10 protein-coding genes are annotated in these 20,756 nt (G+C 70.5%); 6 read left to right on the top strand and 4 right to left on the bottom strand.

From position 1 onward, the window contains the following. Positions 1 to 80 precede the first annotated feature (80 nt). Positions 81 to 2,258 carry a family 43 glycosylhydrolase gene (locus AC6CH9_RS19670; RefSeq protein ID WP_498156401.1) on the bottom strand — a complete coding sequence of 726 codons (2,178 nt, stop codon included), beginning with the start codon at positions 2,256 to 2,258 and terminating at the stop codon, positions 81 to 83. A gap of 230 nt (positions 2,259 to 2,488) precedes the next feature. Then, a complete protein-coding gene (locus AC6CH9_RS19675; RefSeq protein WP_498156402.1) occupies positions 2,489 to 3,328 on the bottom strand; it encodes a DUF4352 domain-containing protein in 840 nt (279 codons plus the stop codon). A 324-nt stretch (positions 3,329 to 3,652) separates the two neighbouring features. Between AC6CH9_RS19675 and AC6CH9_RS19680 the strand changes: the two genes are divergently transcribed. From AC6CH9_RS19680 to AC6CH9_RS19690, 3 genes are all read left to right on the top strand, one after another. Beyond that, a complete protein-coding gene (locus AC6CH9_RS19680; protein WP_498156403.1) occupies positions 3,653 to 5,074 on the top strand; it encodes a sensor histidine kinase in 1,422 nt (473 codons plus the stop codon). Between the two features lie 41 nt (positions 5,075 to 5,115). Beyond that, complete coding sequence (locus tag AC6CH9_RS19685; RefSeq protein ID WP_498156404.1) at positions 5,116 to 5,760, top strand: response regulator; 645 nt, start codon at positions 5,116 to 5,118, stop codon at positions 5,758 to 5,760. Between the two features lie 161 nt (positions 5,761 to 5,921). Beyond that, positions 5,922 to 6,230: a hypothetical protein gene (locus AC6CH9_RS19690; protein WP_498156405.1), complete on the top strand. Its 309-nt coding sequence runs from the start codon at positions 5,922 to 5,924 to the stop codon at positions 6,228 to 6,230. Positions 6,231 to 6,248: 18 nt separating this feature from the next. On the opposite strand, the gene AC6CH9_RS19695 is transcribed toward AC6CH9_RS19690, so the two are convergent. After that, on the bottom strand, positions 6,249 to 7,496 hold the full coding sequence (locus AC6CH9_RS19695; RefSeq protein ID WP_498156406.1) for an ATP-binding protein: 1,248 nt from the start codon (positions 7,494 to 7,496) through the stop codon (positions 6,249 to 6,251). Between the two features lie 180 nt (positions 7,497 to 7,676). On the opposite strand from AC6CH9_RS19695, the gene AC6CH9_RS19700 reads away from it, so the two are divergent. Beyond that, positions 7,677 to 8,564, top strand: coding sequence for an HNH endonuclease (locus AC6CH9_RS19700; protein WP_498156407.1), 888 nt, complete (start codon positions 7,677 to 7,679; stop codon positions 8,562 to 8,564). A 110-nt stretch (positions 8,565 to 8,674) separates the two neighbouring features. After that, positions 8,675 to 11,041 carry a HelD family protein gene (locus tag AC6CH9_RS19705; protein ID WP_498156408.1) on the top strand — a complete coding sequence of 789 codons (2,367 nt, stop codon included), beginning with the start codon at positions 8,675 to 8,677 and terminating at the stop codon, positions 11,039 to 11,041. Positions 11,042 to 11,056: 15 nt separating this feature from the next. On the opposite strand, the gene AC6CH9_RS19710 is transcribed toward AC6CH9_RS19705, so the two are convergent. Further along, complete coding sequence (locus tag AC6CH9_RS19710; protein WP_498156418.1) at positions 11,057 to 17,314, bottom strand: DUF4011 domain-containing protein; 6,258 nt, start codon at positions 17,312 to 17,314, stop codon at positions 11,057 to 11,059. Between the two features lie 413 nt (positions 17,315 to 17,727). On the opposite strand from AC6CH9_RS19710, the gene AC6CH9_RS19715 reads away from it, so the two are divergent. Continuing rightward, positions 17,728 to 20,715, top strand: coding sequence for a helicase-related protein (locus AC6CH9_RS19715; RefSeq protein ID WP_498156409.1), 2,988 nt, complete (start codon positions 17,728 to 17,730; stop codon positions 20,713 to 20,715). Positions 20,716 to 20,756 lie beyond the last annotated feature (41 nt).

The raw sequence follows: 20,756 nt of genomic DNA on the forward strand, positions 1-20,756 counted from the left end.
GCCGTGCCGGCCTCGCGGCACGACGACGCCCGCGACGCCGCTCATCGGCCGAGCGGCGCCGCGGGCGTGGCTGGGGTGCGCTACGCGCAGGTGAGCGCGTCGTACGCGGCGGCCACCTCCGTCGTCGTGCCCGAGACGTCCGTGACGACGACCAGCGCCTCGCCCGCCGCGAGCGCGCCGCGGGCCTTGAACGACTGGTAGGCGTTCTTGCCCGGGTCGACCTGGGCGAAGGACCGCTCGCCGAACGCCGTCCGGAGCGCGATGGCGACGGTCTCGTCGCCGTCGTTCGTCGCGCGCACGGCGAGGTACGGCGTGCCGCCGAGGCAGCGGGGCTGCGCGGTGACGGTGACGTGCGGGTCGACGGGCGGCACCTCGGCCGGGAAGACGTCGAGCGCGTCGAGCTCGGTGTACCAGGTGAGCTTGGTCAGGGCGACGGTGTTCCAGCCCTGCTGAAGCTCGACCTCGTGCGTCACGGACTGCCAGTTGCCCCACGTGGTGTGCGGGAACGTGACGACGCCCGCGTCCGCGCCGTTCACCGTGACCGTGCTCGTCGAGGCGAGCGTGTAGCCGCCGCGCTCGGAGCCGTTCGCGAACCGGACGCCCAGCGTGTAGGGCCCGGCCTCGTCGGCGTGGACCTGGAGCGCCACGGAGCTGTCGAGGAAGTCGAGCCCGCCGACCTTCTGGCCACCCGACGCCCCGGCCGCGCTCCCGACGGAGCCGCGCGTGATGACGCCGTCCTCGAACTCGTACCGCGTCGCGTCGGACGGGATGACGGGCGGGGCCGACGGGCGCGGGTCGCGCGTCGCCGGGTAGACGTCGAACGCGTCGAGCTCGGTGAAGAACGTCGCGCGCGTCAGCGTGATCGTGTTGGTACCGGCGACGAGGTCGACGAGATGCTCGGACGTCTGCCAGTTGCCCCACGTGGTGTGCGGGAAGACGACGGTCTCCGCGACCTCGCCGTTGACCGCCAGCGTCCCGGTCGACGGCACGCGCGTCGAGCCGTCGAACGACCCGTTGGCGAACCGGATGCCCAGCAGGGCCGGGCCGGCCTCGTCGGCGTGCACCTCGACCGTCACGGACGAGTCCGCGAAGTCCAGGCCGCCGACCTTCGCGCCGCCCGACGCCCCGCCGTCGGCCACGACGCGCGCGTTGGTGACGACGCCGTCCTCGGCCTGGTAGCGGTCGGACGCCTGCGGGACGAACGGGACGCCGTCGGCGGTCCACTCGAGGTCCGCGACGTACATCGCGCGGTAGGTGAACGCCTCGTTCCAGCCGTGGAAGACGATCGCGTCGGAGCCGTCGGGCGCGGTGACGACGTCCTGCCCGCCCGGGCCACGCACGTCGCCCTGGAAGCGATCGCTCGTCATGAGCTCCGTCGTCGCCTTGGTCCACGGGCCGGCGAGGCTCGGCGCGGTGGCGTACGACGTGCGGTAGGCGCCGCCGTAGAAGTCGTTCGCCGAGTAGAAGAGGTAGTACGTGCCGGCGCGCTCGAGGAGCGTCGGGCCCTCGACCACACGGCCCTCGTAGGCCTTGTCCACGCGGATGAGCTCGACGGGCGGGCCGGTGAGCGTCGCGCCGTCGGGCGAGAGCGGCTGGGCGAAGATGATCGCCGTCTTGCCCGTGCAGCAGTTCCCGTCGGCCTTCCACAGCAGGTAGAGCTGGTCGCCGTCGACGAACGTCGCGGCGTCGATCGCGCCGCCCAGGTCCTCCGTGCCGGCCTCGCCGTTGGGGCAGACGATCGGGTCGTCGCCGACAGGGACGAACGGGCCGTCCGGCGTGTCGGACAGCGCGACGCCGAGGCACTGGCGCGGCGACGTCGCGTCGCGCGCCGTGTAGTACAGGGCGTAGCCGCCCTCGACCGCCGAGACCTCCGGGGCCCACACGCAGCGGTCGGTCGCACCGCCCGGTGAGAAGGTGCACGACTCGCTGACCCAGGCGCCGAGGTCGGGCGCGACGTCGGACGGCGCGCTCCACGTGACCAGGTCCGTCGACGTGCGGTGCTGCACGTTCTGGCCCTGGTTGTTGGTCGCGTAGGCGTGGTAGACGCCGTCGACGAGGAGGATGTCGGGGTCGGGGAAGTTGGCGTCGACGACCGGGGAGATCGTCGGCTCGGCCACGGCGGTCGCCGCGGCCGGAACGCTCGCCGGGGCCGGCGCCGCCGTGGCGGCGGCCGCGCCCGACACCGCCAGCCCGAGCGCGACCAGCGCACTCGTGACAGCGGTGGCACGCGAGCGCGCGCGGGACAGGGGGAACTTCATGGGTGTCCTCTCGACGGTGAGGGGGCAAGAACCCGGGACGGCGTCGACCTCGGGGCTACGAGTCTCCCGGGCCGACCCACACAAGTCAACAACTTCTCGCACAATTCAACACGTGGTCCATGCGTGGCCGCGGCCACGCCTTCGAGGACGTGGCCGCGGGCGAACCTGCCGACGGCGTCGACCGGCCTGCACCCGCACGAGGCCCGCACGTGTCGACGCGGGGAGACGCGTCAGCCCAGCGAGACCTCGACGCCGCCCGAGAACATCGAGTCGTGCAGGGACAGCATCGCGGGGACGGCGTCGGCCGGGATGTCGAACACGACGACTCCGTCGACCGCGTTGCCCGGGTTGATGTCCGTGAGGAAGCTGTTCGTGTCGCCGAGGTAGATCGCCGCCGTGCTGTCGCTCTCGTGCGTGCGGCCCTCGGTGTCGGTGAGCTGCTGGTTGCCGCCCGTGAACATCTGCGCCTCGTCGCCGATGTTCTTCACCGTCATGTGGACGAGCACGTACTGGCCCTGCGCCTCCTGGCTGAGGTACTGGTCGCCGACGCTCGGGACGCCGGTCTCCACCGACGTCACGGTGAACTCGAACTTGCCGTCGCGCACGGCCGTCCCGATGCCGGGCGCGGCGGGCTGCTCGGGCACGGGCTCCTCGGCGGGCGGCTCCTCGGGCTGCTCCTCCACAGGTGCCTCCGCGTCCGTACCGGTGTCCGCGGTCTCGTCAGCGCCGGCCCCTGCGACGGCTGCGGGTGCGGTCGGCTCGTCGCCTCCACCACCCCCGAGGCTCGCGCCCACGATGACGAGCAGCACGACGACGCCCAGGCCCGTGAGGATCTTGTGGCGGGCGAACCACGACTTCCGGGGGGCCGGCGGAACCCCCGGCTGCCCGCCCGGAGCGGGGTACCCGGGGGTCGGGAAGCCCTGCGCGGGCTGCTGACCGGCGTAGGGCGGGGGGCCGGGGTGGCCGCCCGGCCCCTGCTGCGGGAAGCCGCCGGGCGGCGGTGCGAACGACGACTGCCCGGTCGGCTGCGGCTGAGGGTGGTGGTGCGGGTTCGGGGTGGGTGCGGACATCGTCGCCTCCTGCATCGTGGTCGACGGCGCCCGGTCGGCGACGTCGTGCTGGTCTCGACGACGAGAGTGCGGGTCGCGGTCGCTCCGGGGGATCCCCCGACCGGATCGACTCGGCCCCCCGACCGGTGGACCCCGTCCCGCCGGTCCCGGCCGAACGGTGGAGCCCCGCCGTCGGCGGGTGCCCGTAGGCTCGCGCCCATGCACCCGCCACCGCAGCAGCCCGGACCGCCTCCGGACGGTCCGTACGGCGCCGGTGGTCCCCGCGGTGCCGGCGGCTCGCCGCCGCGACACCCCGTCCCGTACGCGGGCCAACCGACCCGGCCTGTGACCTCGGCGGGCCCTCCCCCGGGCGGCACGCGGCCGCCGTCGGGCCCACCGCTCGCCGCGCACCCGCCGCCGTACCGCCGCGCCTCCGGGCCCTATCCGGTCCCGTCCGCCACCGGGCCGTCGCCACTCGCCCGGGCGTGGTCCGTCCTGGGCACCGTCGCAGCGGCGACCGCGACGTTCGGGGTCGGGATCGTCAGCGCGACGTACGACAACATCGGGCTCGGCCCGGATCCCGCCGGGTGGCGTGTCGGGCTCACGCTGATCTGGTGGGTGCTCGCGGCTGGGCTCGCGGCGGCCGTCGTGTGGCGCGACCGGCACGCCGTGGTCGTGTGCCTGGCCGCCGCCGCCGCGGGGGTCCTGGCCCCCGTCGGCGCGATGGCCCCGCTCGTCGCGCTGCCGTTCGTGATCGCACGAGAGCGGCGGTGGAAGGTCGTCGCGCTGTGCGCCGCCGCGACGACGCTCGCCGTCGGGGTCTCGTTCTGGCGCGACGTGGCGCGCGACGGCGCTGCGGTGATCTTCTCCACGACGCCACCGGGGACCACGGCGACGTCCTACCTCGACCCGGTGGGCTACGTCGTGCTGACCCTGCTGTGCCTCGGCCTGTCCGTAGGGGCCGGGTTCCTGCGCCGGGCGCTCGGGCGTGCCGACGCCGCGCAGCAGGTCGCGGTCGCCGAGAACCGGCGCGCGGAGGCGCTCAGCACCCAGGCGGACGTGCTGCGCACCGAACTGTCGCGCCAGGACGAGCGCGAGCTCATCGCGCGCGAGATGCACGACACGGTCGCGCACAACCTCTCCGTCGTCTCCCTCCAGGCGTCCGCGCTCGAGGTGACCACGAACGACCCCGGGGTGGTCGACGCCGCCCGCACCATGCGGTCCTCCGCACACCGCGCGCTCGACGAGATGCGCGCCCTCATCACCTCCCTGCGTGCCGGGTCCGACCAGTACACCGGGTCCGCACCGGCTCTGGGTGACCTCGCGACCCTGCTCGACGACGCCCGGACCGCGGGCGTCGACCTCGCGGCGACCGTGTTCGTCGCCGACGCCGACACCGCGCCGCCCGCGCTCACGCGGGCCGTGTACCGGGTGGTGCAGGAGTCGCTGACCAACGTCATGAAGCACGCCCCCGGGGCCAGGGCCGAGGTGGACGTCCGGGCGCGGCCCGGCGACGGCGTCACCATCACCGTGCGCAACGCGCTCACGCGCGACCTCGATCCGTACACCGCTCCGCAGCTCGGCGAACCCGGCGCCACGGTCGGCGGCACCGGTGTGCCGGGCGGCGGTGCCGGGGTCGTCGGGATGCGTGAACGGTGCGAGGCCGTGGGCGGCACGTTCGACGCCGGTGTGGATGGCGGCCACTTCGTCGTGCGGGCCCGCCTGCCCTGGGGCCCGCCGACGGAACAGCCCGGCACCGGCCGCTGACCGTCGCTGCCCGCGTGGGCGCTCACCGCTAGTCTCGCGTCGTGATCCGGGTGATGGTCGTCGACGACGACGCGATGGTGCGCCGACTGCTGCGCACCATCCTGCAGGCGAGCGGGCTCGACGTCGTCGCCGAGGCTGCCGACGGGGACCAGGTCGTCACCGCGGTCCAGGCCCACCACCCGGACGTCGTCCTCATGGACCTGCGGATGCCGCGCGTCGACGGGGTGGTCGCGACCCGCGCGGTCCGGGCGCTCTCCGACCCGCCCGGCGTGATCGCCATGACCTCGTTCGACACCGAGCAGATCATCCTCGACGCGGTCCGTGCCGGAGCCGACGGGTTCCTCGCCAAGGACGCCGAACCCGCGGAGATCGTCGCCGCGGTCCGCGCCGTCGCCGGGGGTGGCGGTGCGCTGTCACCCCGTGCGGCGAAGACGATGATCACCCAGGTCGGCGCCGACCCCGGTGCGGCCACCCGACGCGTGGCCGGGGAACGCCTGGCCACGCTCACCGAGCGCGAGCTGGACGTCGCGCGCCTTCTCGTCGAAGGACTGTCCAACGGCGAGATCGCCGGCCGCCTCTACCTCGGTGAGGCGACCGTCAAGACGCACCTCTCCAGCGCGTGCGCCAAGGTCGGGGTCGCGAACCGCACCCAGCTCGCGATCGTCGTCGCCCAGGCCACGGGGTAGCGCGCGCAACCCGCCGATATGGCGGCGACGGTGCGGGCAGTCAGCGGCGTGATCGCGGCGCGGCCCGTCACCGGCGGCGCTCCCTCGCGCGGGAGACGCGGCACCACACCCGCTGCGCCGGGTAGCGTCACGACAGTGAGCCTCTGCGGTGAGATCGAGTGATGAGCGCGCGGGCCGTCGTCGTCGGTGGCGGGATCGGCGGGCTCGCGTCCGGCGTCGCGCTCGCCCGTGCCGGCGGCGGCACGAGCGTCGCCGACGCCCCCGCGTCGCTGCGGCGATGGTCGGACGAGCGCCGCCCGCGCGTCGAGATGATCATGACGCTGTCCGCGCGGACCGCAGCGATGTCACGCGCCATCTCCCCGGCGATGACCACCGTCCGCGACCTGGGCGCACGGCTCACCGGCCCGTGGAGCGCGGCACTGGGAGCGTGGACGCTCCGCGGGGTGCTGGGCTGGCGACCACCGACCTGAAAAGGGCTTGGCAAGGTGTCACGGTCCCAGGAGCGCCGCCGGGACGACGGCGATCCCGTCCGGGCGGCGGTACGCACGGGGCCCGGTCGTGACGACAACAGCGTCGGCCAGGTCGTCGCCGAGCCGCTGCCGGAGCCACTTCAGATGCCGGAGGTCCGCCTCGGACGGGGTGGGCGTCAGCTTCACCTCCATCGCGACGACGCTTCCCTCGGGACCTTCCACGACGACGTCCACCTCGTGGTCACCGTTGCGGGTCCGCAGATGAGAGACGGCTGCACCGCTGGCGAGGGCGTAGACCTGCACGCACATCGCCACGAGATGCTCGAACAACGGCCCCAGGAGATGGTCGCGTCGACCGCGGACGAGCGACGCCGCAGAGGCCCGCAGCAGTCGTGCCGCGAGCCCCGGATCTGCCAGCTGGTGCTTCGGGGTGCTCGCGAGCCGGTCGAACTCGTTGCGCGAGGGCAGCCACGCGGGAAGCGGGTCCAGCACCCACAGCCCACTGAGGACGTCGCGGTACGCGAGCGTCGTGGTCCGAGCCGGCTTGTTCCCCTCGCCCGGAGTGGCCGCGTCGAGGATGCGGCTGTACTGGGTCGTGGTCGAGGTCGCGGCGGCATACCCAGCCAGCCACGCGGCGAGGACCTGTGGCTTGCGTACCGGGTAGCCCTGCTCGGGAAACTCCCGCTGGACGAGGTTCTCCAGATACGCGTCGATGAGAGCAAGACGCGTCTGCGCTGGCTCGTCGTAGATTCCCGGGAACCCGGTCGCCACGATCTGGTCCGCGTAGTCGGTCAGCCGGAGGCCGCAGTCGCCCGTAATCGTCGCACCCCCACGCAGCAGCGCGGCGAGACTCACCGTGGGCTCCGCGACTCCGCGCTCCGCAAGGCTCAACGGCCGCATCCGGAACGGGACGATGCGGCCCGCCCCCGAGTGGACGGTCGCTCCCCGGGGCGCAGAGCTCCCCGCAAGGAGGAGCCGTCCCCGAGGAGATCCGTCGTCGACAGCCCGACGCACGACGTCCCAGGACTCCGGCCATCGCTGCCACTCGTCGATGAGCACCGGGCCGGGCAGTTCCGCGAGCATCTCCGGCTGAGCCGCGAACGTCGTCCGCTCGACCTCCCGGTCGAGGCGAATCACGGTTCGCGCGCGCCTGCTGGCCGTCGCGGTCTTTCCCACGCCCTTGGCGCCTTGCAGGACGACCGCCCGCAACGACGGCTGCACATCATCCAGGACGGTGTCGATGACACGTCGACGGTAGATATCCACCCAGCTACGCTACCTCTAGCAGGCCCTCTAGGCTACCTCTAGCAGGCTCTCCACGCTACGTCTAGCAGAACATCTACGCTGCACATGGCCGAGGCAATAAAGCAGGTCGGAGTTGCTGACGTTCGACAATTCACCCCAAAGACGCTTGCTCTCCGCGAGAGTGCCTGATGAGCTTCCGGCATGGACTCCGCCGTTGAAGCTGCGCTCCGCACGCGCATCATCCAGTGGGTGCACGAACGCGCTGAGGCGAACGGAGGGTTCCTACTCCGCGACGAGCTGCTCGATTTCCACATCGACGGCCGCAAGCTCCCGGTGATCGACTACTCGCGCGGGATCCGCAACCCGCAGAGCTTCTCGTCGACGCTGTCCATCGTGACCTCGGCGAACGGCCCGTACGACGACACCGAGTCCGACGACGGCCTCCTGCACTACGCGTATCGCGCCGGTGATCCGTGGTCGGGCGACAACCGGAAGCTCCGCGAAGCGATGACGAGCGGGATGCCGCTCATCCTGTTTCGCAAGGAGGTCCCGAACGTCTACACACCGGTCGCGCCGGTGTACGTCGTCGACGACGAGCCGGAGAACAACCAGTTCCTCATCGCCCTGGACGAGGCCTTCCGGTTTATTCCCGACCCGGCCCACCTCACGACCCCGCAGCGCGAGTACGCCCTCCGGCTCGCCAAGCAGCGACTGCACCAGCCGGCGTTCCGCACGCGCGTCCTCGTCGCTTACGAGACTCGGTGCGCGATCTGCGAGCTCAAGCACGGCGCGCTGCTCGACGCGGCGCACATCGTGCCAGACAGCGACGAGCGTGGACTGCCGACCGTGAACAACGGGCTCGCCCTCTGCAAGATCCATCACGCCGCGTACGACCAAAACATGCTCGGCGTGACGCCAGACGGCGAGGTACGCATCGCGCTCGACCTGCTCGCGGAGATCGACGGCCCGATGCTCAAGCACGGCCTTCAGGAGATGCACGGGCGCCACCTCACGCTCCCCCGCCGTCGTGCCGACAGACCCGACCGAGAGCTCCTTGCCTGGCGCTTCGAGCGCTTTGGACGCCCGTAACCCGCTCACGAAGGTCACTCGCTTCACGGCGCGGGTGAAACCGTGAGGTGGTTTCACCACCGTCTCGGAGGTACGGGTTAGTGTTCGCGCAACCACATCGAAGGAGACGTGTGAACACTCCGCCGGTCGCCGCGTCGCTCGCTGACGAGCAGGCCTACTTCACCCATGCCCGCGACGTCCGGGAAGCGAAGCGGGCCGCGCGCAGCGCGGCGCCTTCGGCTGCGGGGGACAACAAGGCCGCGAGCAGGCTCAAGGCGAACGCCGAGGCCGACGACACGTTGGGAGATCCTTCGGACGCCGCCGCGTACCTACGGATCGACACGGAGGACGAGACGTTCTACGTCGGGCGCGCTGGGGTGCGGGACGACGCCGGTGACGTCCTCGTCTACTCGTGGAAGGCCCGCTTCGTCCAGGGGCTCGCCTCGGCGACCGCACACGACCCGGGCGACGTCCTCCGTCAGCGGCGTTACCACGTCCAGCCGGTCAACACGATCACGGAGACGAGCGACACGGTCTTTGCCGAGCTCGCCCGGCGCATCGCAGCGCTGGAGGACCTCGACCCCGGACAGGATCCTGTCGCCTACGTGATGGGCGAAGATTCCTTGCTGGTCGATGCGCTCGAGCAGGAGCGCAAGCCGGAGATGCGCCAGATCGTCGAGACGATCCAGGCGGCGCAGGCGGCACTCATCAGCGCCGACGCCGAGCAGCTGCTCGTCGTCCAGGGCGGGCCCGGCACGGGGAAGACCGCGGTCGCGCTCCACCGCGTGTCCTCGCTCCTCTACGAGGGTGACGTCGCACCTGACGAGGTCCTGGTCATCGGCCCCAACCCGACGTTCACCCGGTACATCAGCAAGGTGCTCCCCGAGCTGGGCGACGAGCACGTACGCCAGACCGACGTCACCGGGCTGCTCGGAAAGCCGGTCACGGTCAACGTCAAGGAGGATCCGGCAGCGGCACGGCTCAAGGGCGACGACCGCATGGTCGACGTCCTGGCGAAGGGCCTGCGGGACCGGCTGCGCTTCCCGACGGAGGACCAGCCGTTCACCGTGCGCGGCGTCTCGTGGCGCGTGCGCCTCGAACCGATCGAGCTGGCGACCCTGATCGACGACGAGAGCGACAAGCCCTACTCCGTCGGCCGGGGCACCTTCCGTGAGCGCCTCGCTTCCGAGATCGCGGTCAAGGCTCGTCGGCGCGCCAAGGACGACGGCGACCGACTCTCGGGGGACGTTCGCGATCTTCTCGACGCCACCGAGATCGACAACGCCGTGGAGCGCATCTGGCCTCAGCTGTCACCGCAGTCGTACGTGCGCGACCTCTTCGGGTCGCTGGAGCGGCTGGTGTCCGCAGCGCAGGGAACGTCACTGACCGTCGGCGAGCTCCAGTTGCTGCGCCGCGCGTCGGCCCAGCGGATGTCGGAGCAGTCCTGGTCACGTGAGGATGTCGTCCTGCTGGACCACGCGGCAGCGGAGATGGGCGGCGAGAACGAGTCCTATCGGCACATTCTCGTCGACGAGGCCCAGGACCTCTCCCCGATGCAGTGGTTGGCCATCCGACGTCGCTCGGCGAACGGAGCGTTCACCGTCGTCGGCGACATCGCCCAGTCGACCGGGCTCTGGGCGCGCGACAGCTGGGACGATGTCGTCGCTCTTCTCCGCTCACCTCTCCCGCACGAGTCCGTCGAGCTGAAGTACGGATACCGCGTCCCGCGGCAGGTCATGGATCTCGCCGCGAAGCTCCTGCCCACAGCGGCGCCCGGTGTCACAGCACCTCTCGTCGTGCGCGACGCACCACGCGACCCCCAGCTCCGCGAGGAAGAGCCGGCATCGGTTGCTCGCGCCGTGCTCGAGGCGATCCAGGAGCACTCCGGCAAGGGCAGGTTCCTCGGCGTCGTGTGCCCGGACGCGCGGCGCGACGAGATCATCGCGGCGCTCCGTGACGAGGACATCAACTGGGACGACGCGGACAACGGTGCACTCGGCGCGTCGATCAACCTCGTCAGCCCGGTTGCTGCGAAGGGCCTCGAGTTCGACGCCGTCGTCGTCGTGGACCCTGCCGAGATCATCGGCGCGGGACCACACGGCGAGCGCATGCTCTACATCGCACTCACCCGCACGACGAAGTACCTGGACGTCGTCTACCCGGTGGGCACACTCCCTCAGGCTCTCTCAACGGTGAGCCCGGCGAACGCTCCTGCGACCGACATTCCTTCAACGCGCGCAGCGCGCGCTGCCGACTCCCGCGCGGCACAGCCACCCCTTCCCGGCGACGCCATGCCGCCAGCCCCGACGAGCGCGGCTCCGAGGGCTTCGGCCGGTGCCACCGCCCTGGACGGCCTGTCGTCGGCGCAGCAGAAGACAGTGCTCTTTCACACCGGCAACGTCCTCGACCTCCTCGAGGAGAACGCCCCGCAGCACATGTGGCGGGCTGTTCTCATGGCTGCACTGGAACGCCTTGAAGAGGCTGAGCCGCGCAGCTGAGGACGACGCGTGTGCCTACCCGAGCGAGTCGATGACAGCTTCAAGACGTCTCCGCGCTCCAGCGCTGAGCCGTGACAAACCGAAGATCGCCGCGGTCCGTCGGAGGATCTCCTCGTCATCCAGCGCAGGATCGCTGTCGACGACGACGCGCATGGCGTTGAGAATCTCCTCTGGTGCGATCTCGTCAAACCGGCGGGTCGAGTCTGGGTCAGGAGTGCGGTACCCAGTCCACGACTCGGGGTCGAGATCGGCTGGCCAGGCAAAGGCGCCGAGCGCGCTCTTGCGGATCTGGGTTCGAGGGACGAGTCTCGCGATGTCGGCCGCTCGGGACGCGCGGACCGCGGTGAGACCGAATCGTCGCCCGACGACACGGACCAGACGGTCGATGGCAACCGGCCCCTCGACTGCGATCACGTCCATCACCTGAGCCCGGACGGCGACCGCGGCCGCACGATCGGGCAAGGCATCGAGCACGTCGCGGCTGCCCGCGACGTCGGTGTGAGCTGGGACGAAAATGCTCGCGTTGTCGGTCGAGCGCTTGGCCTCGACCGCGTCCAGTGTTGTCACTGGCGCTGCAGGAACGCCGACGTCGGCGGCCACGCGACCCACCATGGCATCACTCGAGAGTGCGCTCGACAGCTCCGCGACAACCGGCTCGTCGTCCAGCGCGTCCTGGGACTCCGCGAAGAGATCAGGCGGTGCGCCGAACAGATCGTTCACCTGACCGTAAGAGAAGCTGTCTGGCTCCTGGGCGGCTCGCACCGGCGTCGGGACCGAGGTGACGGTCTCCTCGTTGACGCGCTCCAGATCCTCGACGATCTCCTCGCTCGTCGCGAGCGCGAGCTCGACCGCGTCGACCTGGGCGAGGATCCGGTCGACGACCTCTTGGCGGTTCTGCAGCCACATCGGCCACCAGATCCGAGCCACGGCGGGCCAGCGCATGAGGTTCTGCAGCACCTCGACAGGGAGGACGTCTCTGTCGGAGACGGTTCCGCGCGACCTCCAGCTCTCCCCGTCGAGCAGCACGGGCAGAAGTAGCCGGTCCGGACGCTCGGGGCGGGACAGGACGAGGTCGAGCCGGAAGTCGGAGAGCCCGACGTCGGCCAGAACGTGCAGCCCGACCGCGCGGAGCGCGGCGGCGACTTCGTCGCGGTGCCGATCCCGCACGGCAGCCTTCTCCACGGCTGGGCTGGCGTTCTCGCCGAGCCCGGCGTCGCGAGCGAAGAGGAGGAACTTCTTGAGGTCCTTCACGCCGCGGAACGACGCGCTCTCGGCGTCGAGCTCGTCAGGGTCGAAGCTGCAGAAGACGATGTTCTTTCGCCGGGCCCTGGTCACGGCGACGTTGAGCCGTCGTTCACCGCCGTTGTTCGACAACGGACCGAAGTTCAGCGGGATCTTGCCGTTGGCCTGCTTCGAGAACGCGACGGAGAACAGGACGACGTCACGCTCGTCGCCCTGGACCTGCTCCAGCGCCTTGACGAAGAGCACGTCCGACGGTCCCATCGCAGGCTCGTTCATCGCGGCCTGGACGTTCGGGTCGCCCGTACTCTTCAGGAGTTCCTCGACGAGCTGGCGCTGCTGCTCGTTGAAGGTCACGATGCCGATCGTCGGCGGAGTGGGTTCGGCGAGCAGTTCCTGGACGGCGGCGACGATGGCCAGGGCCTCGTCGGCGTTGGTGCCCTTCCCGGCGACGACGTCGCTCCCCAGGTCACGCTTCTCGGTGCTGCCCGCACGGATGAACTTGCCCTCGACTCTGACCAGCTCGACCCCGGTCGTGTCCGAGAGCAGCGTCGGTGCAGGGAAGCTGCTGAGGTCGCCGTCGTAGTAGGCCCCGTTGCTGAACGCGATGAGAGCCTCGTCCTGGCTGCGGTAGTGCCACGAGAGCCTCAACGTGGGGACCCGCGCGAGCTCGCACTCGCTGAGGATCGACTCTTGGTCCTCGACGATCTCGAGCTCGGGGTCCTCGATCTCCTCGTCCGTCGCGGGCTGCGTGCCGACCTTCCTCGTCGGGGGCATCTGCTTGCTGTCCCCGACGACGACAACGGCCCGGGCTCTCCCGATCGCCCCGACGGCCTCGGGCACGGTGATCTGCGACGCCTCGTCGAAGATCACCAGGTCGAAGTCCATGACCCCGGGCTCGATGAGGTCGACCGCTGACGACGGGCTTGCCAGGACGAGTGGGGTCAGTTCCTGCACGGCACTGCCGTAGCGCTTGAGGATCGCGCGAGTCCCCAGACGCCCGCGCGTCTTCTCCAGCTCGCGCGCGAGTCCCCCCGTGCGAGCGCCGAGGCCCTTCCCGCCGCGCCGCTCCAGGAGCTCAGCGGGACCGCTCGTCACCCACTGCCTGCGGACCTCCGCCTCGGCCTCGGAGTACCCGACGACGCGCCGGTCGTGCGCCTCCGAGTCGAACCTGTCTAGGCCCTGCGACCGCAGGCGCTCGGCCTCTGAGGCGCGGGCGAGCCCGCGCTCGAACGCCTCGTCCACGACGTCCGGCGCGAGACGTCCGTCGAGGATCTCTGCCCTGACGGCGCTCATGCCGGCGTCCGCGAGCGGCTGGAGCGAGCCGACGAGCTCGGTCCACCGCAGCAGGGGCAGCAACCGCTCATGCTCGAGCTGCTGTCGCCAGGCGGCGGCGTGCCGCCGAGCCGCAGACGACAGGCTCGCACCGTCCCGCCAGACGTTGAGGTCGGCGGGCGTCGCACCCAACTTCTCGAACGCGCTCGTCCACGCGTCGGCGTAGGTGCGCAGCTGCTCCCGGTACGACGTGATTCCTGCGCTCGCGAGCTCCCGGACGCTCCGTCCCCAAGCCGATTCCTCGCGTAGCGGCTGTGTCATCGTCAGGAGCTCGTCGAGGCGTCGGCGGACCCAGACGAGCACACCGTCGCCAAACACGTTGATCCAGCGCCCCGGGTCGAGCCCAGGGAGCGTCGCAAGAACCCCAACGCACCAGTTCGCCGCGTCCTGCACCGAGATGAGGGCGCCCAGCACGGTCCGGGCGGCGGCCGGGTCGACTCCCGCCCCGCCCGGCGAGAACTCCCGGAGGGGTTCGAGCGCGGCAGCCTGCCGCTTTGCGCGACCGACGAGCCCCGACGCCGACGCCGCATCGAACGCTCCACCGATGCCCCGGAGGTCGAGCGCAAGCACCTCGGGCGTGAACCCGGAGAGATATCCCCGCCGGTCGGCCACGGTCCGTTCGCACAGCTCGACGCCGCGGTGGGCTTCGTCGAGCCAGGCGGACTGCAGCACGGCATCGAGCTCATGCCCACGGGGAAGGTTCGGCTCGGCGGCGAGGGCGAGGAGCCGAAGCTGACCCGGTGCTTCCGCCGTGTCGAGCGCCGTACGCAAGGGGCCGCTCAGGCTGTCGACCCACGACAGTCCGTCGAGAATGCTCCGGACCGTCGACAGTGCGGCGGGCTCCTCGCGCGTCACGGGCTGGCGACCGACGAACCGCCACGGATGGTCCGGCCGCACCTCCGCTCCCGCGGCCAGGTGGGGCAGCCGGGCGAACGCCTCCCTGAGCTGGTCCACGACGTCGGGCCGGTGGGCGACGATCTCGATCGGCACGTCGACGGTCGGTCCGTCGCCGAGGACGAGCAGCTTGTCGTGCGCGCCATACGCCGACAGACCGACGCCGTTCTTCTGGTGCAGCCTCGTCGGGTATTGCCCGAGCTCGTAGCGGGCGCTCTTCAGTCGCCGCTGGGCGTTCTCCATCGCGACGGGGTCGGGCGACACGCGCGCGTTCAGCGACCGCTTGAGGTGATCCCGCACCACCGCGGAGCTGGAGCCCTCGTGGTGGAGGTTGAGCGTGAACGGCGACAGCCCGATGGCGTCGAGTCGCCGCTGGACGACGGACAACGCGGTGCCCTTCTCGGCGACGAACAGGACCTTCTGCCCGGCCTGCACGCACTTGGCGACCATGTTGGTGATCGTTTGGGACTTGCCCGTCCCGGGCGGTCCCTGAAGCACGAACGTGCGCCCTTCCCGAGCCCAGACGACGGCCTGCTTCTGCGTCGCGTCCGCGGGGATCGGCGTCTGCAGGTCCTCGAGCGCAGACTCGTCCGTCTCGCCGTCGCCGGCGATCGCCGGGTCGACGAAGTGCTCGGTCGGCGTGCGCACGAGGTGGTTCACCAACGGCCGCTCCAGGAAGGAGTCACCGTGCTGGTGCAGGTCACGCCACATCCGGAACGAGGTCAGGTCCAGGACAGCCAGTCGCGCCTCTGCCTCGACGACGAACGGAAGCCCCCGGTCGACGACGGCCCTTCCTACTGACGAGAGCACGGCATCGACGTCGATCCCAGCCCGATCGGCGGCAGGTTCAGCAAGCTCGGGGATGGTCAGCTCGTGCTCGCGCCGCAGCCATTCGATCAGTGCGGCGTTCGGTGTGGTCTGCGACGACGTATCGAGCGAGAGCGTGAAGCGGCCCCTCGTCCGGCGCTCGGAGAGATGCACGGGTACAAGGATTAGAGGGGCTTCTGCGACCGCTCCGGCCTTGTGTGACCACTTGAGCAGGCCGAGGCAGAGGAAGAGGGGGTTCATGCCCTTCTCGTCCCGCGCGTCCTTGGCGCGCCGACCCATCGATCGAAGCTCCGAGACGAACTTGGCCTTCGTGACGAGGCCCGCCGATGACGCGGCACGGCTCTCTCGTTGGATGTAGAGCGTACGATCACGCATCCGACGCAATCTGTCGTCACTGGGCAGTTGGAGCGCGTTGAAGACGTCGCGAGCTCGGTCGACCTCCAGCACCTCGGCTCCGTGCAGCAGGCTGAAGTCGACGTCCTGATTGAGTCGGTCCTCAAGCTCGCCCAAGCCCTCGCCCGGCACGAGAACGGGCTGGACTGTCGGACCGTGACCAAGGTTCAGCAGCGCGTTGTTGGCGCCCAGGCTGAAGAGGGACGACTTCCAGGTCCGGTAGCGGGCCGGGTGATGGTCGACGTTGCGCTCGCCAAGAAGAGTTCCGCCCTGCGCCGGCCGGACCTGCGCCACCTGGGCGGGTCGACCGTCCGCCTGGTACTCGATGACCTCGGTGACTCCGTCCGAACGCTCGTGGACGGCCGGCAGTGGGGAGACGCCTGCGCGCCGCGCCGCGGCGACGTCGATGAGCTCGACCGGCCCCTCGGCAAATCCCTGCGGCAACCGACCGAGCTTCGCCTCGAGCCGCGCATCCTGGTCCGACAGACTCTTGCCAACGGTGAATGCCGTCGTCTCGATGAGCCCGAGGAACCCTGCTTCGACCAGAAACGTGATCGTCTCCGGCTCGCCGACGACGGGGCGACCGGGGTACCACTCCTGACGCTTCCCGCGATGATGCGGATCGCGCATCCAGTAGCCGAGGAAGATGTGCCCCGGGACCAGGACGAGAACGGGCAGCAGTCCGACATGCTCCGCGACGGCTGCCATGAGCACCGTGGTGTCGAGGCACGTGCCCAGTCCGCGACGCGCGACGACACCGTGGTCGCGGATCCGCTGCCCCTCGCTGGCGTAGTCCCAACCGGGAGGTGGCTCGGAGTAGGCGATCTGACGCGTGCTCAGGGCGTCGTAGATCGCGCTGATCGTGTGCTCCACGCGTAGACCTGCCTGGGCGACGTCGTCGATCTGAAGAGCCTGGAACGACGGATCGCCAGTCGCTCGTCCCAGCAGATCCGCTGCCTCTCGCGCCAGCGCGAGCACCTCGGGATGATTCGGCAGCACGAACGACGCGAGCAACGATGCCGAGAGGTCATCGTTCCGTCGCAGCAGCGCGGAGACCGCCTGGATCTTCTTGTCGAGTTCCGTGCCATCAGGTCCCACGTCGCCACGCTTGCGACGTTCCTCGAGCTCGGCGAGCATCACCCGGAGCTTCCGAGAACTATCGGTGCGGCGAGGATCGCCGACACGCAACCAGAGGTCGCGAGGCTGCAGATCGACGGCGTACACGGACTGGGCGAGTACCTGACCGCCGTCGTGCGAGACGGTGACGACGCAGTCGGCGCTGCGCCGCTCGTCGAGCTTTGCCATGACGGCCGAGGACAGTGGAACGTGGACGCTTCCGAGCTTCAGCTCCGGCGTCGTGATCGGACCGTCGTGCACGACCGCGCTGCCGTACCGCACATCGCCGTCGACGAGCGCGATCTCGACGCGCACACGAGGGAGAGGCGCAGACGTTGTCACCGTGAGCTCGGAGATCTGCGGGATCCGGGCACGGGACGCAGCCCATGACCACTGATCGCTCACGAGAAGGTCGAGCTGAACGTCGACGGCCTCGATGTCGGACGGGGAGGGGACGCCAGGTGGCATGTCGGTCACGGTGATTCCTTGCGCGTCGCACGGTGAGGATGAGCCGCACAACGGCGACAATCTCGGCGACTGTAACCCGTATCACCAACATGGGGACCGGGCCGAGGTCATCTCTTCAGCCCCGCAGCGGGTGAAGTTGTCCGAGCGTGCATTCGTCATCGCACCCACGTGAATTTCATCCGCGAACCGGACATTCGCCGCACGGCTACGGGTTAGCCTCGCCGTGGTTCGACACGGCCGGGTGAGCATGCCTCTGGAACGTGCAGTGCGACTGCTGTGTCATTCCGCGAGAGGATGTCCCGAGCGACTGAGGTGTCGCCCGTTCCATGCGCAACGACACAGCACGACCGAGGGGTAGGCACGTGACAGCAGCGACGGAGTCACGGACAGATTTCAACGCAGCCCCGGGTTCGATGGTGGTGGTCCGCGACGAGGAATGGCTCGTCACGCAGGTGGAGCCACGCACTGACGGCCACTTGGTCCACGTCGTCGGACTGTCCGAGCTGGTCCGAGACACGGAGGCGGTCTTCTCGACGGCGATCGACGACGTCGTGGTCGCGGACCCGGCGGAGACGACGGTCGTGGCGGACGGTTCGCCCAAGTACCGCGAGTCCCGTCTGTGGCTCGAGGCGATGCTGCGCAAGACTCCGGTCCCGATCGCCGACCAGGCACTCACCACCGCGCACCGTGCGCTCGCCGACCCGCTGCCTTACCAGTTCGCCGCGGTGCGCAAGGCGCTGGACCCGGACAACCTTCGCCCCCGCATCCTGCTGGCCGACGCGGTGGGTCTGGGCAAGACGCTCGAGATCGGCATGATCCTCTCCGAGCTCGCCCGGAGAGGCCGCGGCGAGCGCATCCTCGTCGTCACCCCCAAGCACGTGCTCGAGCAGATGCAGTTCGAGCTGTGGACGCGCTTCGCGCTGCCCTTCGTCCGGCTCGACAGCACCGGGATCCAGCGCATCCGCCAGAAGCTGCCGGCGAACCGCAACCCCTTCGCCTACTTCAAGCGCGTCATCATCTCGATCGACACGCTGAAGTCCGACAAGTACGTGGCGCACCTGCGCAAGCACCGGTGGGACGCCGTCGTCATCGACGAGTCGCACAACGTCACGAACTCCTCGACGCAGAACTTCCGCCTCGCGACGATGCTCTCCCGCCAGACCGACGCCCTGATCCTGGCGAGCGCTACCCCGCACAACGGCGACCCGAAGTCGTTCGCGGCGCTCATCCGCATGCTCGAGCCGTCGGCGGTAAAGCCGGACGGGGTGGAGCTGGAGGAGAAGCAGGTGGAGCGGCTGATCGTGCGCCGCCACCGCCACTCCCCCGAGGTCGCGTCGGTCGTGGGCTCGGACTGGGCGGAGCGCAAGGAGCCGCAGAACAGGCTCGTCACGCCGTCGCCGATCGAGGAAGAGATTGCGGTCGAGCTCGAGCGCACGTGGCTCTGGCCGGCGGGTGGCGCCAGCCCGTACTCGGGCAAGGGCGGCGCGACGCTGTTCCCGTGGACCCTGGCCAAAGCGTTCCTGTCCTCGCCCGCGGCGCTGGAGGAGTCGGTGCGCAAGCGGCTCCGCGTCCTCGAGGGTGGGCGAGAGGAGTCCGACGACGAGGACTCGCTCGTCGCACCCGACAGCACTGAGCAGGTGCCCGACGGCGACGCGCACCTTCCCGGCACCGGGTCACCCGAGCCCGCGTCCCCCGAACGCGGGGCATCTGCGGGAACCGGCTCGCGCGCCGACGAGCGTGCCGCGTTGACGCGCCTGCACCAGCTTGCTGTGCGGTCCAGGACTGAACCGTCCGCGAAGTACGACGCGCTGCTGGCCCACCTGGGCGGCATAGGCGTCCGCAAGGGCGCGGAGACCCGTGCGGTCGTCTTCGCCGAACGCGTGGCGACGCTGGGCTGGTTGCAGGCGAAGCTCGTCAAGGACCTCGGTCTGACGGACGAGAACGTCGTGGTCCTGCACGGCGGGCTGTCCGACGTCGACCAGCAGGAGATCGTCGAGTCGTTCAAGCTCGCCTCCTCCCCCATCCGCATGCTAGTGACGGGCGACGTGGCGTCCGAGGGCGTCAACCTCCACAGCCACTGCCACCACCTGGTGCACTACGACATCCCGTGGTCGCTGATCCGCATCGAGCAGCGCAACGGCCGCATTGACCGCTACGGGCAGAAGCACGCGCCGCAGATCACGACGCTCCTGCTGGACCCGCAGACGACGACGCGGTTCGGCGGCGACATCCGCGTCCTGACCCGCCTGGTGGACCGCGAGCACCATGCGCACCAGGCGCTCGGGGACACCGCGTCGCTCATGGGCGAGTACTCGGTGAAGGCCGAGGAGCGCGCGATCGCGGACGTCCTGCGGCAGGCGAAGCCGCTCGAGAGCGTCGTGAAGGAGGTCGAGGAGGTCGCCGCCGACGACGGCCCCGCGGGCCTCCTGGCGCGCCTGATGAACCTCGGCAGCGCGAGCCCCGCCACGCCGGAGCAGACGGCGGCCACGGTGGAAACCGGCGGTCGCACGGGCGTGTACGACGACGACCTGTCCTTCCTCGAGGACGCGCTCACCCAGATCTACACGACACCGGGCCAGGAGCCGACGAACGGCGTCGCGTGGAAGACGTTCCCCCACCAGTCGATCGCCTCCCTCAAGCCGCCGCGCGACCTGCAGCAGCGCCTGGAGGTCCTGCCGCAGTCGTACCTGGCCGACCGACGCGTCACGGAGACGCTGCGGCTGGCGACGTCAGTGGCGCAGGGCAAGCAGGAGCTGACGAACGCGAAGAGCGCGGAGTCCCGGTCCACGTGGCCCGAGGCGCACTTCCTCGGACCGCTGCACCCGATCGTCGACTGGGCGTCGGACCGTGCACTCGCGTCGCTGGGCCGCAATCAGGTGTTCGCGGTGCGGGGCGACGTCGAGAACCTCACGGTCCTGGTGCAGGCGGCGCTGTACAACGCGCGCGGCCAGGTCGTCGCGACGTCGTACCAGACGGTGGCGTTCCCCAACCCGGACAGCCCGTCGTTCGGGCTGGTGAGCCAGCACGGGTCGTCGGCCGACGCCGTCGCGCACCTGGCCCTCAGTACCACCAACACCGGAGCGATCCCCGGCGCGGAGGCGTTCCAACCGTTCGTCCGACAGGCGATCCGGTCGGCAGAGGTTGCGGTCGGCGATCAGATCGAGTCGATCCGCGGCGAGACGCAGCAGCGGGTCGAGTCCTGGCTGAAGCGCAGCCAGCACTGGCGCATGGAGGCGTCCGCGCTCATGAGCCGCGAAGCCGCGGCCGCCAAGGCCGGCATCACGAACCGTCAGTCCGACGTCGACGAGGAGTCGCGCCTCGCGCGCGAGATGGTGCCGCACCGCACGCTGCTGCGGCCTCTGCTCGTCGTCGTCCCGCAGCACACCGAGGAGAACCACTGATGGCCGCGAGCGACGCGATCGTCGTCGGCGAGGACTGGATC

It is taken from the genome of Cellulosimicrobium sp. GQ32 (assembly GCF_059758455.1).

Bases quoted from the DNA above. Each gene is read 5' to 3' on its own strand.
- AC6CH9_RS19670 (WP_498156401.1), bottom strand. From the start codon at position 2,258: ATGAAGTTCCCCCTGTCCCGCGCGCGCTCGCGTGCCACCGCTGTCACG.
- AC6CH9_RS19675 (WP_498156402.1), bottom strand. From the start codon at position 3,328: ATGTCCGCACCCACCCCGAACCCGCACCACCACCCTCAGCCGCAGCCG.
- AC6CH9_RS19690 (WP_498156405.1), top strand. From the start codon at position 5,922: ATGAGCGCGCGGGCCGTCGTCGTCGGTGGCGGGATCGGCGGGCTCGCG.
- AC6CH9_RS19700 (WP_498156407.1), top strand. From the start codon at position 7,677: ATGGACTCCGCCGTTGAAGCTGCGCTCCGCACGCGCATCATCCAGTGG.
- AC6CH9_RS19710 (WP_498156418.1), bottom strand. From the start codon at position 17,314: ATGCCACCTGGCGTCCCCTCCCCGTCCGACATCGAGGCCGTCGACGTT.
- AC6CH9_RS19715 (WP_498156409.1), top strand. From the start codon at position 17,728: ATGGTGGTGGTCCGCGACGAGGAATGGCTCGTCACGCAGGTGGAGCCA.